Here is a 13,663-nt window from a genome sequence, read left to right on the forward strand (position 1 = left end):
AAAAAATCAAGAGAATAAAGCTACACTACTACCCTCTGGAACAAAAATTATTTTACACGGATGAAACGAATCCTCACTTTTAGTTGTTTATTTTGTATGATCATTATATTTAATTGTAAAAAAACGAAACAACAATATGAACAACAATCCATTATTATCGGAATTTAAAACACCTCACCAAACACCTCCCTTTAACAAAATTGCTGTGAGCGACTATATGCCGGCTTTCGAAATTGCGCTTAAACAGGCAAAAGAGGATATTGCTCAAATAATCAATAGCATTGAAGAACCAACTTTTGACAACACAATTGTGGCTTTGGAGAATGCAGGCGAAAAGCTTTCCATCATTTCTTCAATATTTTTCAACATCAACCATGCTGAAACAAACAAAGAAATCCAGGCTATTGCCAGAGATATTTCTCCAATGCTTACTGAGTATTCAAATGACATCTGGTTAAGCGAGACCTTATTTGAAAAAGTAAAAACTATTTTTCAAATAAGAGATGAGCTTGGCTTAAACGAAGAACAAAGCAAATTACTGGATGATACTTACAAGGCTTTTTCCCGTAAAGGAGCCTTACTTTCCGGCGAAAAAAAGGATCGATATCGTGAAATATCAACGAAACTCTCAAAGTTGACATTGCAATTTGGGGAAAATGTTCTAGCCGAAACCAATGCTTTCAAACTTCATATAACCAAGGAAGAAGATGTGGCAGGATTGCCTGAGGCCATAAAATCAGCTGCTAAGCAATTAGCCAAATCCGAAGAAAAAGAAGGGTGGATATTTACACTTCAATACCCAAGCTATGTTCCTTTTATGAAATATGCCGATAGCAGAGAACTGCGCAAAAAAATGTACATGGCATACTCCACCAGGGCAAATCACGGCAATGAATATGACAACAAGGATATTATTAAGTCCATAGTAAACCTGCGACTGGAAAAAGCTCAGTTATTGGGATACGAAAACCATGCACAGTATGTTTTAGAAGAAAGGATGGCAAAATCTCCGGAAAAAGTAAATTCTTTTTTAAACGAACTCCTGAATGCTTCACTGCCTTTTGCTAAAGACGAAGTGATTGAGATTGAAAAATATGCAAAAACGAATGGTTTAAACGACACACTTCAGCGTTGGGATTTTTCTTATTATTCAGAAAAAGTGAAAGCAGAAAAATTTGATTTCACAGAAGAGATGACTAAACCATACTTTCAATTAGAAAAGGTTGAAGAAGGGATTTTCGATCTGGCAACTTCATTATTTGGCATCTCTTTTAAAGAAAACAAAAACATCCCCGTTTACCATGAGGAAGTAAAAGCTTTTGAGGTGTATGATGACACCAAGCAATACCTTGCAGTTCTTTATGTAGACTTTTTCCCTCGCGAAGGAAAACAGGGAGGCGCATGGATGACAAATTATGGCGAGCAATTCATTACCTCTGAAGGCCACAATATCAGACCGTTTGTTTCTCTTGTTTGTAATTTCAGTCGACCAACAGAAGATACTCCTTCTCTTTTAACTTATAATGAAGTAACTACTTTCCTTCATGAGTTCGGACATGGCTTGCACGGGATGCTCAGTCAAACAACCTACAAAAGCTTAAGTGGTACTAATGTATACCGCGACTTTGTTGAACTCCCCTCACAGATTATGGAAAACTGGGCCATGGAAAAAGAGTGGTTGAAAAAAGTAGGAAAACACTATAAAACCGGAGAAACCATCCCTGACGAACTGGTTGATAAAATCCTTTCCTCAGCTAATTTTCAGAGTGGTTATTTAAGTGTTCGCCAACTATCTTTTGGGATGAACGACATGGCATGGCATTCATTAAACGAAAAATTTGAAGGTTCTGTTGCCCATTTTGAAGATACAGCAATGGCTGCCACTGAATTATTCCCTTCGGTTGAAGGAACATGCTTCAGCTCAGCCTTCTCCCATATTTTTGCTGGTGGATATGCAGCAGGATATTATGGGTACAAATGGGCAGAAGTACTGGATGCTGATGCCTTTAGTGTTTTTAAACAAAACGGCATTTTTGACAAGGCCACCGCAACATCATTTAAAGATAACATCCTATGTAAAGGGGGCACAAAACACCCTATGGATTTATACGTGGCTTTTAGAGGCCAGGAGCCTACCAACGAAGCCCTGCTTAAAAGAAGCGGACTTATTAGAAAATAAAGATTGGCTTTTTTTGAGACTACAGCCACTATTTATTGAACAACATATAAAAAGGAGTGCTTCTTTTATTTGAAACACTCCTTTTAATTAAGCTACCAACAACCAAGTAACTAGCAACCATTAACTAATATCCTAATACAACTCGTCTCTTTTATATACACCTCCGTCAATCAATACCTTATCAATATTATCTTTTGTAATGGCAATCGAGTTTACCCTATGGGTAGGCACTTCTTTGACACCATTAAATTCCGTGCTGTTTACAAAATCTTTCAAGCTCTTACCTTTTGCCATTTCAAGTGCAATTTCAGCTGCTTTTTCTGCAGTTATCTTCAAAGGGTGATATACCGTAACACATTGATTTCCTGCAATAACATTTTTACATCCACTAATTTCAGCATCCTGCCCTGTAACAGCCACTTTACCTTGAAGGTCGTATTTTTTTAAAACATCTATTACCGCATCCGACATACCATCAAACCCTGAAATAACAGCATCAATATCAGTTCCGTATAACGAAATAACCTTTTGCATTTCAAATCCTGCAATATCCGAACTCCAATGTTCAATAAAGGTTTCATACACCACATTAACCTTACCACTTTCTTTATATGGTTTTAAATACTTTGTTATGGCATTTTGTAAATCCAATCCGTTTTTGTCGAACTTATCTCCTCCAAAAATAACAAAATTACCGCCTTGCTTTTCTGCCATCACAGCATCCACCATGATTTTTCCAATCAAATCATTACTACTGGCAACAAAAAAGTCAACCTCGCAATTGGAGATCATTCTATTATAAGTCATGATGGGAATATCATTTTCATTTGCATTCCTTACAATAGAAGCAGCGGTATTTACATTTACAGGAATAATTACAATAGCATCCACTCCCTGCTCAATTAATTCTTGCGCCTGTTCCTTTTGTATGGATTCATCCTTGTCGGCACCCTTTATAATCACCTCTGCACCATACTTTTCTGCGTATGCTTTAAAAAACTGACTCTCTTTTTTAAACCGGACAATTGTTTCTGAGGGGTATAAAAAAGCTATCTTTTTTGTATCAGATCCCCCCGAACAGCCTACAGATAATATTATTGCAAAAACAAAAAGCATTTGCAAAATCCAATGTATATGTCTATTCATGATTCTTTATTTTTTTATAATAAGACAAATCTAACAATTCTTAATGAAGTAATCTCATTTCTGAATTATTTACACTCATTCTATATTTTATATTTATTTTAACTATTTGCAACATAGTTAAACAAAAAACGTATACTTGTACTTTATCTAAAATAGCCCTAACAGGGTTTTAAGCGCATTATTGAAATTATAATTGAAAGCACCATGAAATGGAGTGACCTTAAAATCAGGAATAAGGTTGGCTTTGGATTTGGAATTGTGATCCTGCTATCCGTTGTTTCCAGCCTTGTATTTCTTTTCAACCTGTTAAAAGTTGAATACGAAATCAACCAACTTTCAAACAGATACATCCCATCTGTCAGCGAATCTTCCAAGATGGATCATTACTGGGAAGGAGCCAATGGCTTAATGACAGCCGTAGATCTTTCAGGGGACACATATTACAACGAAAGAGCTGAAAAACAAATAGAAAGCTACAGCCTGGCTCTTGAAAAACTTATTTCATTAGGAGATTCATCAAGCAGCAAACTAGCCTCTAGAGGAATTGACTTATACTATGTACAAGATCTGACCAATGATTTTAAGGATAAACGAAACGATTTTATCCAAGCCGAAAACTTTTGTCAGAATAAGTACAATGAAATAACAGGGCTTTTTGAGCTAATAAACCAAAAAAGCAACCAAAACAAGGGTTCTCTGGCCATACAACAGGTTGCTGCACAGGCAAACTTTATGTTTGCAAACTTATCAAACAATGTTATAACCAAAAACAGTATTGATATTGTCAACATAATTGACAACAACAAGTCTTTCTTCAGCGGAAGGTATCCTTATGCGCTTAAAAACACCATAGAAGAGCTGGAATCTGCTCTAACTGAATTCATACCGCTGTATAAAAAGGCTCGTTTAGCGGAATTAAAGAGATATGAAATTGGCAGGCAACTAATGTGGGAAGTCAGAAAATCTTCTGAGCTGGGGCTTGACTACCTTATGGAGATGGGCGACAGAAGTGCCAGCATTGTTGCCCAGGAAAAAAGGCTCATTATTATTGCCATCATAGTATTGATCATACTTGGCGGAGTCCTTATTTACTTTTTGGCCACCTCCATTAGCCGTCCCATTGAAGATGGTATTGAGCTGGCAGAAAGAGTAGCCAAAGGAGATTTGAGTACCAAGTTTGCCATTAACAGAAAAGATGAGATTGGAAGGTTAGCTGCAGCCTTAGATGCCATGGTTTCTAATATTAAAACAGTTATCAATGAAATCAAATTAGGGGCTGACCAAATTGAAAAAGCCAGCGACAAGCTCAACAAAGAATCGCTTGAGCTAAGCGAAGGTGCCAGCGAACAAGCCTCGGCAGCAGAAGAAGTTTCTTCTTCGATGGAAGAAATGTATGCCAACATACAGCAAAACACCGAAAATTCAAAGGAAACTGAAAAAATTGCCACTAAGGCAGCTGAGGGCATAAAGACGAGCAACGCAAGCTCTGAACTTGCCCAACAATATCTTGAAAACATTACAGAAAAAATTTCAATCATTGGAGACATCGCTTTCCAGACAAATATATTAGCACTAAATGCTGCTGTTGAAGCAGCCCGGGCAGGTGCTGAAGGAAGAGGTTTTGCAGTAGTTGCTGCAGAAGTAAGAAAATTAGCAGAAAGAAGTCAGCAGGCTGCAACTGAAATTAACAATGCTTCAAAAAATACGATTTCAAGTTCCAGTGAAGCATCCAGAAATTTAATTGAAATTACTCCAGAGATTGAAAAAACGGCAAACCTGGTACAGGATATTACAGCCGCATCAGCAGAGCAGGTAGCAGGGGTTGAGCAAATAAACAATGCACTTCAGCAATTAAATCAAATCACTCAACGAAATGCTGTTAATTCAGAACAAATAAATTCAGCATCTAAAGAACTTGAGGCATTATCAAACATGCTAAATAACTCAATTTCTTTATTTACGTTAGGTGATGAATTCTCTGAAAATAAAACAAAAGGTAACCACAAAACAAAAAATACGGTTACCACAGCAAGAAATAAAGTAACCACCAAGAGTACAACTCAAAACAGGCAAACAGTAATTGATCTGGACTTAAAAAATGATGATGGTTACGAAAAGTTTTAAAACAAAAAAGGGAAGATTAAATCTTCCCTTTTTTATTTTTATTTCTTTCCTTTTTTGATTTTAGGATAGGCCACCCTGGCATGGTAAATATTTTTTAACTTAGCCTTAAACACTTCTTTCACCTCCTTTATTTCTCTAAAGGTTATTGGTGCATTAAAAAACTGCTCTTCTTTAATTTGTCCGTTAATAATATTTTCAACCAACTTATCAATAGCTTCATCAGAATACTCCTTTAAACTCCGGGATGCAGCTTCAATTGAATCAGCCATCATCAGGATTGCGGTTTCTTTTGTAAAAGGAGAAGGTCCCGGGTAAGTAAAATTCTCTTCGATTGGTTTTTTATCGGGATATTTATTTATATAGGAATTATAAAAATACTTAGCTTTAGTAGTACCCTGATGTGTAGCAATAAAATCAATGATTTTTTCAGGTAGATTATACTTCCTGGCTATCTTTATTCCTTCTTCAATATGATTAATCACAAGCTTAGCACTTTCTTCATAATCCATATCGTTATGGGGATTCACCCCGGAAATCTGGTTTTCGGTAAAATATAAAGGCGTGGCAGTCTTCCCTATGTCGTGATACATGGCTCCCGCCCTGACCAACAATGGGTTTGCATCTATTTTATAAGCCGCTTCCTGGGCTATATTACCAACCTGTATCGAATGCTGAAAAGTACCGGGTGCATTTTCGGCCAGATTACGTAACAGCGGGTGGTTAGTATCGGAAAGCTCTACCAATGTAACATCCGACAAGAAACCAAATAACTTCTCAAATATGTATATCAACGGATAAACTATAAAAATCAAAAAGGCATTGATGGTGAACAGGAGAAAATACTCATAATTAATACTCTCAAAACCGCCTTCCTGCAACAGGGTTAACCCAGTATAAAACAATGAGTAAGTAATAAAAATAAATATGGCAGAACGTACAATCTGCGACCTTCTCACCATTTTATACAAACTAAATATGGCTGTGATTCCTGCAGGAATTTGCAAAAAGATAAACTCAAAGCTGTTATGGCTAAAAAATGATGCAAGGATAATAGCGGTTACATGAATAAAATATCCCAAACGGGCATCCATAAAGGTTCTTACAATCAGTGGCAAAATGGTAAAAGGAATGACCCACATTGGAATATCAGGAATACGATAAGATAAGTATGCCAATGCTATAACGGTACATAAAATCAGCAACAAAAACGTAACGTATTTCAAATTACTATATACATCATGCCTAAAAAAGTACAAAAACAGATAAAGCCCTGTTAAAAACAAGAAACTGATCAACAAGTGGCCCACAAATACAATATTATATTCAGAGAGCGTACCCACCCTGGCTTCATATTCTTTTTTATAGGAATCCAATTTCTTTAATGCCTGCTCATCAATAATTTCTCCTTTATCAATAATTTTTTGCCCGGCCAAAACAATCCCCTTAGTCAACGCCATGTTTTTCAAAAGATTGCTTTTCTCCGACTCGGATCGTCCTCCATCCATGGAAACATTTGCCACAAGAAACCGCTCCACCTGTAACTCAGAAACAAATCCTTCCACACTTTCAAAATCATTTGTCACCAAGGCCAAAGACTTTGCCAATTCACGCGTAAAGAACTGGTAGGCGGATCTTAACGAATAAAACTCAGACGACAAATATGGTTCTGCCAGATTGTTTCTTACTAACATCAATTCCAGCTGGTCACTTCGTTCCATGTATTCATCAGGAAGTGAAATAACCCCCTTATCTGAAATATGCCTAAAAAGACTATCAGCAACATTTTTTATATATTCATCTGTTGATGTATTTTGATAACGCCTCCGTAAAAACTTGTATTTTGACTTATACTCAGTCAACCGTTTTGTATATTCAAGTAAAAATCCTTCATTTACTTTAGAGTAAGCGGTACTATCCTGAACAAAATAGGGCCTGAAATTTTTTAATATACTATCCCGTTCTACATTTAACTCTATATCTGTTTTGTATATCCTGAAATTAAAAGGCGCAATTAAAACCTCATACCTCCAGGGCTCCCCCTTTTTAAATTCATATTGAAACTTTCCCTCGCGGGGCATCAGGTTTGCAATTAAAAAAACTGCAGCTAAAAACAACAATATCCGATATGTAGTCTGGGAATACCTTTTTAATTTATACAGAAAGTTCTTCATAGGAGAAAAATTATTTTAACAAAGATGGTCAAAAAAACATAAATTCAGACTCAACCGGCCTGTTCAAAATGATAAAAAATAGGAGCCTATCCTCATATTTATACATATTTAGTTATCTTCGCACCACTAATTTTAATAATATATGGTCGGTTCAATTAGCGTATATAGCTTTATACCAGTCAGAAAAGAACCTTCTGAGAGGTCTGAACTAGTTACTCAGATTCTTTTTGGAGAAACTTTTATTGTTACTGAAAAAACTGAAAAGTGGGCAAAAATCAAGATGGACTTCGATGGATACGAAGGATGGATTGATTCTAAGCTTATTTTTTCGGTAGCAGCAACAGAGTATGAATTATGGAAGAAGGCGGATGCATGGATGGTTCCTACTCCAAAAATTAAAATTGTTCAGGAAAACTCCAGTACTCCAATGGTGATTCCTGCCGGGAGCAGAATCGTATTCAACGGGCATGAAATGAACAGTTTTTCCATTGGTAAAAACGAATACTTTATATCAGGATCCATCCCATCAAAAAAAGAATTAAATATAAGAGAAGTAGCTACTTCATTATTACATACTCCTTATTTATGGGGAGGAAGATCTTTCTTTGGCATCGACTGCTCCGGATTATCACAGATAGTATACAAAATTAACGGACATTGGCTTCCTCGTGATGCTTACCAGCAAATTGAACTGGGTGACAATGTGAGTTTTGTTGAAGAAGCAACAGTTGGCGACCTTGCATTTTTTGATAACGAAGAGGGAAACATCGTACATGTTGGTATTTGCTTAGGAAAAGGACAGATCATACACGCCTACGGTGAGGTTAGGATAGATCATATTGATCATCAGGGAATTTTCAATAAGGATATCAATAAATACAGCCATAAACTCAGGGTTATTAAACGCATCATCCCTCAATAAGTATGAGTTTTACATATCAATATCCTCGTCCGGCAGTTACTGTAGACATTATCCTTGTTACAAAAGATAGCGCTCCGGAATTACTCCTGATTCAAAGAAAGAATGATCCATGTAAAGACTTATGGGCATTCCCCGGAGGTTTCCTGGATATGGACGAAGATTTGATAGATGCGGCAAAAAGAGAACTTGAGGAAGAAACAGGAATCCGGGGTATTGACTTAAAACAATTCCAAACATACGGTACCCTAAACAGAGATCCCAGGGGCCGAACGGTTTCTGTAGTATTTTATGCTTTGATAGAGTCTAAACTTCTGGCCACTGCCATGGATGACGCAAAAGATGCCCAGTGGTTTAAATTAAACAACCTGCCCACCTTAGCTTTTGATCACAAGGACATTATCCGGGAGTTTATTGAATTTATTGAGTAATTTACACGCAAAAAAGCAATCAGTAACCATTAATCAGCATCCAACAACTCCATTCAGTCCATCTTCCAACCAATCAATTGCTTCCGGACCCTTGTTAAAAATCAAGTCTATAACACTCAGGTTGGGTGTAAATTCAAAACGATCCTGAAAAACTTGTCGGTATTCTTTTGGACTAAAGTCCGGATCCAGTTCATTATAATCCTTTTTAGGATGTATAACCTGTCTCAAATCAGCCATTTGCCCTATAGGGTCCACAACAAAATCTTCGCTAAAAACCAACTTTGTTTCCAATTCCAGAGCATCCAGAACGGCCATCATCAATTCAACATTATAATCAAACAGAAAACGATATTTCTTTTCATAAAATGGTTGAAACGCATCCATATAATACTCAAAAAACGGAGACGAATTATAAGCTGACACAATTGAGCGCCAATGTAACGACTGCCACCTGGTATCATATGAGATTTCAATATCCCTCATACTAACTTTGGGGCGCCTGCCTTTGGCTACAGGAATTGTCAATGGAATTACTCCATTTGCAGCTAAAATATCGCATCGGTTACGGTATGTCTGCTTAATATAATTGTCGTGCTGCTCAATTATTGGGCGTTCACTATTTACCCAATGCGACAGGTATTGCACAGATGGCAAATAATTAATCGAAAAAAGAGCCTTAATATGTTTCATCTACACCCCCCTTTTTGTCACCCTCTATATCACTTTGTTCTTCTTTTTCGAATGCAACATCTCCAACCGGATTTAGATTCTTTTTACTTTTCCTTATACGTACAGCATAATAGATCGCCCCCACAATCAACCCCAACAAAAAAGTCAGGATCAACAATATAGCCAACGAAACCTCTCCTTCCCAAATAACAAATTTAATGGGAACAACTTCTGCATTCTGAACAGAGAATACTACTACAAAAAATGCAAGTATAATTAAAAACCACAAAGACTTCATTTCTCAATATTTTTATAACAAACCTACAGAGTACAAATCTAATTATTAACGCAATATTTTTATTCTATGGTTTTCCAAAAACGATCACTTCTAAACTTAAAAATTGATTTTGCATTCGGATCAATTGAAAACAAAACCTTTTCCACCTTACCCAATATATGATTATCTGGTACAAATCCCCAAAACCTGCTATCAAACGAATGTGGCCTATTATCGCCTATTACCCAATAATAATCCATTTTGAATTTATACGAATCAGTTCTTTTTCCGTTAATAAAGATCTTCTCGCCTTTCAACTCCAACGTATTTTCTTCAAAAACAGAGATTATCCTTTCATAAAACTTCAGATTATCCATATCTAACCTTATTTCCACTCCCTTTTTAGGAATAAATATTGGCCCCATGTTATGCATATTCCATAATAAATGTTGTGAAAAAGGAAACACCAGGCGATCAGGATAATTTTTGGGTAAACACCCTGGTTCTATACCTGTAGCATCTTCAATATCTTTTTCATACAATTCCCACACTAACCCCTCTTCGGTTGTGAGTTCATTATATGGCTTGATCCCTTGATTTATCAGATCAGGCTTTATGCTTTCTTCAACCAAATACCTGCCAATTGAATACTCAGGGTAATTTATTTCAATATTATTACAAAACACTCTCCCACCTTCAATCATAACCGTGTCACCCGGCAATCCATATACCCTTTTAACAAAACGGGGTCGCTGATCAACCGGATAATACCGGAGATTTTCCATTTTTCCTCTAAACTCCTCCTCTCCATACAACCTCTTCAAATAGTAATAACTATCAGTTGGCCTGTTTTTTAACAAGGAGTCTCCTTCAGGAAAGTTAAACATCACAACATCTTTACGCTGCAAATCTTTAATACCATAACTTCTATGAAACCATTTTGTTGAGTTCACAAACTTCCCGGTCCCAGGCTTTAATTTATTTACCCATAAAATATCTCCCGGCTCCAAGGTTCCATTCATCGATGAAGTATGGAATGAATATACTCCTACAAAGTTATTATGTATAAATACCAATAAAAACAAAGATAGAACAGCAGCAATACACCACTCTGCGTAGACATAATTCTTTTTTAGTACCTTCTTCAAAAATTCTGTTACAATTTTTATAAAAGGCCCTTTTTGAACAGAATCCGCTAAAAGGAGTATGACAACAAAAGGCAACAGGCTCTCTGTCCATAGTCCTAAAATAAAAAAAACAATTGCTATACCTAATTTTATAATCTCCCTGTATTTCATGACAAAACTCTAACACCCCCCTTGGCAATGTCTTTTCTTTAATCAAAAAAGGAGTCAGCATAAAAACACCAACTCCATTATTCTACTATCAATTAATATTTTATTGTTCGTTGGCAACCCACTTAAAAAACCTGTCAAAACGGATTTTTCCTCCAAAGAGCGGTTTATCTTTATTAAGAGATAACCACACCAACAATGGCCTACCTACTACATGATCCTCCGGAACAAATCCCCAGTAACGGCTATCTGCCGACTGATGGCGATTATCTCCAAGCATAAAGTAGTAATCCATTTTAAAGGTATACTCTTTTGCTTTTTCACCGTTAATATAAATCTCACCATTCTTTACATCCAGCGTATTCCCTTCGTATGCAGTAATTATCCTGTCGTACAACACCAGATTTTTCAAGCTCAATTCAACGGATGCTCCTTTTTTAGGAATCCACAAGGGTCCAAAATTATCCCTACTCCAATTATAATCTGTACTATAAGGCCATGTCTGCGTATAATTTGAATCAGGTAACTCCTCCTCCATAGCCATCTGGCGGATAAATGGATATTCTTTAAGTTCATTGGCCTTTTCTTCTGTAAGCGGTAAAGTAAAGCTAGGACCATTTCCTAAAAATCGCATATCTTCATTCGAGATCTCGAGTTTATCCAAAAACCTTTTGTTGAACTTTGTCCCGTCAGTAATAATATTATAAAAATGCTGTAATCCTTTAGGGTTCACAACCTTTTCACCATTAATATATATTTGATTGCTCTTAACTTCAAACTCATCCCCTGCTACTGCGACACACCTCTTTACATAATTATCCCGCCTGTCAACAGGACGATAAAGCACTTCGCCCCAAGTGGCTTTGTTCTTTAATATATTTTCTTTACCCAACTCTCGCAAGCGTGAATTGATTTCCCACTGGCTCCTGTTTTCAAATCCCTTTAACAAGGACGGATTAGAATTGGCCCTGCCAATACCTTCCCTCCTGCAAGAGATATAGTAATCGGGGTTTGTGATATTAAATGGAACGGTATCTCCTGTTGGAAAATTAAAGACAACAATATCTCCCTTTTCAACTTCTTTAAAGCCTTTTAATCGCCTGTATTCCCATTGAGGCCATTCAGAATATGATTTTGTATTTAAGATAGGCACTGTGTTTTGCAACAATGGAAACGACAAAGGTGTGTTTGGGATACGAGGTCCGTAAGTTACTTTACTTACAAAAAGGTGATCGCCTACCAAAAGCGACTTTTCCAGTGAGGAAGTCGGGATTTTATAATTCTGGAATAAAAACAAGTTAATAAAATACACCGCTACCAGGGCAAATAATAGGGCATCAACCCATTCTACCCATGCCGCTGGTTTAGATCCATCTTTAGTTTTTTTCCAAAAATCCCAAGGTACTTTTTTGGAAATGTAAATATCAAATATTATAGGCAATCCCAGTAACAACCAATAGTTACACACCCATAATACCCATAAAAAATAAACTAAGGCTGCTATTGAAAACCTTATCCACTTTGCTAAAGAAACTTTAGGCATTACTAATTTCTTTTTATAATATTAAAACTTAAGCAAATCACTCATTCCCAGATAGCCTTTGTTTTTTGCTGCAAACTCAGCAGCAATCACTGCTCCTAAGGCAAAACCTTTACGTGATTTAGCACTATGGTGAATTACAATCTCATCAACAGGGGAATCATATTTTATGGTATGAATTCCCGGAACCTCATCTCTTCGGAAAGCCTCAATATGAATCTCCTCTTTCCCGGCCTCCTTACCTTCAACCCAACCCGACTTTCTGTCGATATTTTCAATAAGGCCTTCGGCAAGAGTAATGGCAGTTCCACTAGGCGAATCCAATTTATGAATATGGTGAGTTTCTTCCATACTCACTTCATAATCAGTTAATGGATTCATCAATTTTGCCAGCCTTTTATTAATTTCGAAAAACACATTAACCCCAACACTAAAATTAGATGCATAAAAGAAGGTTTGACCCTTATTTTCGCAAAAGTCCCTGATCTCCTCAATTTTATCCAGCCAGCCCGTTGTTCCTGACACAACAGGTTTATTATATTCAAAACATTTCAGATAGTTATTATAAGCCGCTTCTGGAACGGTAAATTCAATAACCACATCAGCTGCAGCAAATCCTTCCCCATCAAAAGTATCATTGGTTTGCATATCGATTTTTGCCGTTACTTTATGTCCTCTTTCAATGGCAATCTTTTCAATTTCTTTACCCATTTTGCCATATCCTACTAAAGCAATGTTCATCTTTTACTTTTTTTTATCAGAGGTTAGTCATATATAACCTCACTATTAATAAATAAAACCCAAGCATAAATATAAGAGACAAATAACCAATACAAAGCAGACAATCAACATTTAACTAAATATTAACCTCATTATGGTTTTGAATCCAACATCCAGCTCCTATATCAGGCA

The 13,663-nt window shown here is 36.6% G+C and carries 11 protein-coding genes; 4 read left to right on the forward strand and 7 right to left on the reverse strand.

Going from position 1 to position 13,663, the window contains the following annotated elements; translation table 11 throughout:
• Positions 1–136: 136 nt before the first annotated feature.
• The gene (locus OM074_RS01065; RefSeq protein WP_301197413.1) at positions 137–2,179 is read left to right on the forward strand and encodes a M3 family metallopeptidase; all 2,043 of its coding nucleotides are present in this window, start codon (positions 137–139) and stop codon (positions 2,177–2,179) included.
• A gap of 132 nt (positions 2,180–2,311) precedes the next feature.
• Here OM074_RS01065 and OM074_RS01070 read toward each other — a convergent pair whose 3' ends face one another.
• Complete coding sequence (locus tag OM074_RS01070; protein WP_301197414.1) at positions 2,312–3,325, reverse strand: substrate-binding domain-containing protein; 1,014 nt, start codon at positions 3,323–3,325, stop codon at positions 2,312–2,314.
• 204 nt (positions 3,326–3,529) lie between these two features.
• Between OM074_RS01070 and OM074_RS01075 the strand changes: the two genes are divergently transcribed.
• Complete coding sequence (locus OM074_RS01075) at positions 3,530–5,449, forward strand: methyl-accepting chemotaxis protein (protein WP_301197415.1); 1,920 nt, start codon at positions 3,530–3,532, stop codon at positions 5,447–5,449.
• A 38-nt stretch (positions 5,450–5,487) separates the two neighbouring features.
• On the opposite strand, the gene OM074_RS01080 is transcribed toward OM074_RS01075, so the two are convergent.
• Positions 5,488–7,620: an HD family phosphohydrolase gene (locus OM074_RS01080; protein ID WP_301197416.1), complete on the reverse strand. Its 2,133-nt coding sequence runs from the start codon at positions 7,618–7,620 to the stop codon at positions 5,488–5,490.
• 142 nt (positions 7,621–7,762) lie between these two features.
• On the opposite strand from OM074_RS01080, the gene OM074_RS01085 reads away from it, so the two are divergent.
• Positions 7,763–8,542 (forward strand): C40 family peptidase, encoded by a 780-nt coding sequence (locus OM074_RS01085; RefSeq protein WP_301197417.1) that lies wholly within the window; start codon positions 7,763–7,765, stop codon positions 8,540–8,542.
• Between the two features lie 2 nt (positions 8,543–8,544).
• Positions 8,545–8,970 (forward strand): NUDIX domain-containing protein, encoded by a 426-nt coding sequence (locus tag OM074_RS01090; protein ID WP_301197418.1) that lies wholly within the window; start codon positions 8,545–8,547, stop codon positions 8,968–8,970.
• Between the two features lie 33 nt (positions 8,971–9,003).
• On the opposite strand, the gene OM074_RS01095 is transcribed toward OM074_RS01090, so the two are convergent.
• From OM074_RS01095 to dapB, 5 genes are all read right to left on the reverse strand, one after another.
• Positions 9,004–9,660: a WbqC family protein gene (locus OM074_RS01095; RefSeq protein WP_301197419.1), complete on the reverse strand. Its 657-nt coding sequence runs from the start codon at positions 9,658–9,660 to the stop codon at positions 9,004–9,006.
• Positions 9,647–9,937: a lipopolysaccharide assembly protein LapA domain-containing protein gene (locus OM074_RS01100; RefSeq protein WP_301197420.1), complete on the reverse strand. Its 291-nt coding sequence runs from the start codon at positions 9,935–9,937 to the stop codon at positions 9,647–9,649. Before OM074_RS01100 ends, OM074_RS01095 begins: the two co-directional genes overlap by 14 nt.
• 59 nt (positions 9,938–9,996) lie before the next feature.
• Positions 9,997–11,064, reverse strand: a complete 1,068-nt coding sequence (gene lepB / locus OM074_RS01105; protein ID WP_301197421.1) for a signal peptidase I — start codon at positions 11,062–11,064, stop codon at positions 9,997–9,999.
• Between the two features lie 250 nt (positions 11,065–11,314).
• Positions 11,315–12,754, reverse strand: a complete 1,440-nt coding sequence (locus OM074_RS01110) for a S26 family signal peptidase (RefSeq protein WP_301197422.1) — start codon at positions 12,752–12,754, stop codon at positions 11,315–11,317.
• 21 nt (positions 12,755–12,775) lie between these two features.
• A complete protein-coding gene (gene dapB / locus OM074_RS01115; RefSeq protein ID WP_301197423.1) occupies positions 12,776–13,492 on the reverse strand; it encodes a 4-hydroxy-tetrahydrodipicolinate reductase in 717 nt (238 codons plus the stop codon).
• Positions 13,493–13,663: the final 171 nt, after the last annotated feature.

Source organism: Plebeiibacterium marinum (assembly GCF_026013615.1).
Classification (GTDB): domain Bacteria; phylum Bacteroidota; class Bacteroidia; order Bacteroidales; family Marinilabiliaceae; genus Saccharicrinis; species Saccharicrinis marinus_A.

What these genes read in the sequence shown, in the direction of transcription:
- OM074_RS01090 (WP_301197418.1), top strand. Translation starts at nt 8,545, where the DNA reads ATGAGTTTTACATATCAATATCCTCGTCCGGCAGTTACTGTAGACATT.
- dapB (WP_301197423.1), bottom strand. Translation starts at nt 13,492, where the DNA reads ATGAACATTGCTTTAGTAGGATATGGCAAAATGGGTAAAGAAATTGAA.
- OM074_RS01075 (WP_301197415.1), top strand. Translation starts at nt 3,530, where the DNA reads ATGAAATGGAGTGACCTTAAAATCAGGAATAAGGTTGGCTTTGGATTT.
- OM074_RS01080 (WP_301197416.1), bottom strand. Translation starts at nt 7,620, where the DNA reads ATGAAGAACTTTCTGTATAAATTAAAAAGGTATTCCCAGACTACATAT.
- OM074_RS01095 (WP_301197419.1), bottom strand. Translation starts at nt 9,660, where the DNA reads ATGAAACATATTAAGGCTCTTTTTTCGATTAATTATTTGCCATCTGTG.
- OM074_RS01100 (WP_301197420.1), bottom strand. Translation starts at nt 9,937, where the DNA reads ATGAAGTCTTTGTGGTTTTTAATTATACTTGCATTTTTTGTAGTAGTA.
- OM074_RS01065 (WP_301197413.1), top strand. Translation starts at nt 137, where the DNA reads ATGAACAACAATCCATTATTATCGGAATTTAAAACACCTCACCAAACA.
- OM074_RS01110 (WP_301197422.1), bottom strand. Translation starts at nt 12,754, where the DNA reads ATGCCTAAAGTTTCTTTAGCAAAGTGGATAAGGTTTTCAATAGCAGCC.
- OM074_RS01085 (WP_301197417.1), top strand. Translation starts at nt 7,763, where the DNA reads ATGGTCGGTTCAATTAGCGTATATAGCTTTATACCAGTCAGAAAAGAA.
- OM074_RS01070 (WP_301197414.1), bottom strand. Translation starts at nt 3,325, where the DNA reads ATGAATAGACATATACATTGGATTTTGCAAATGCTTTTTGTTTTTGCA.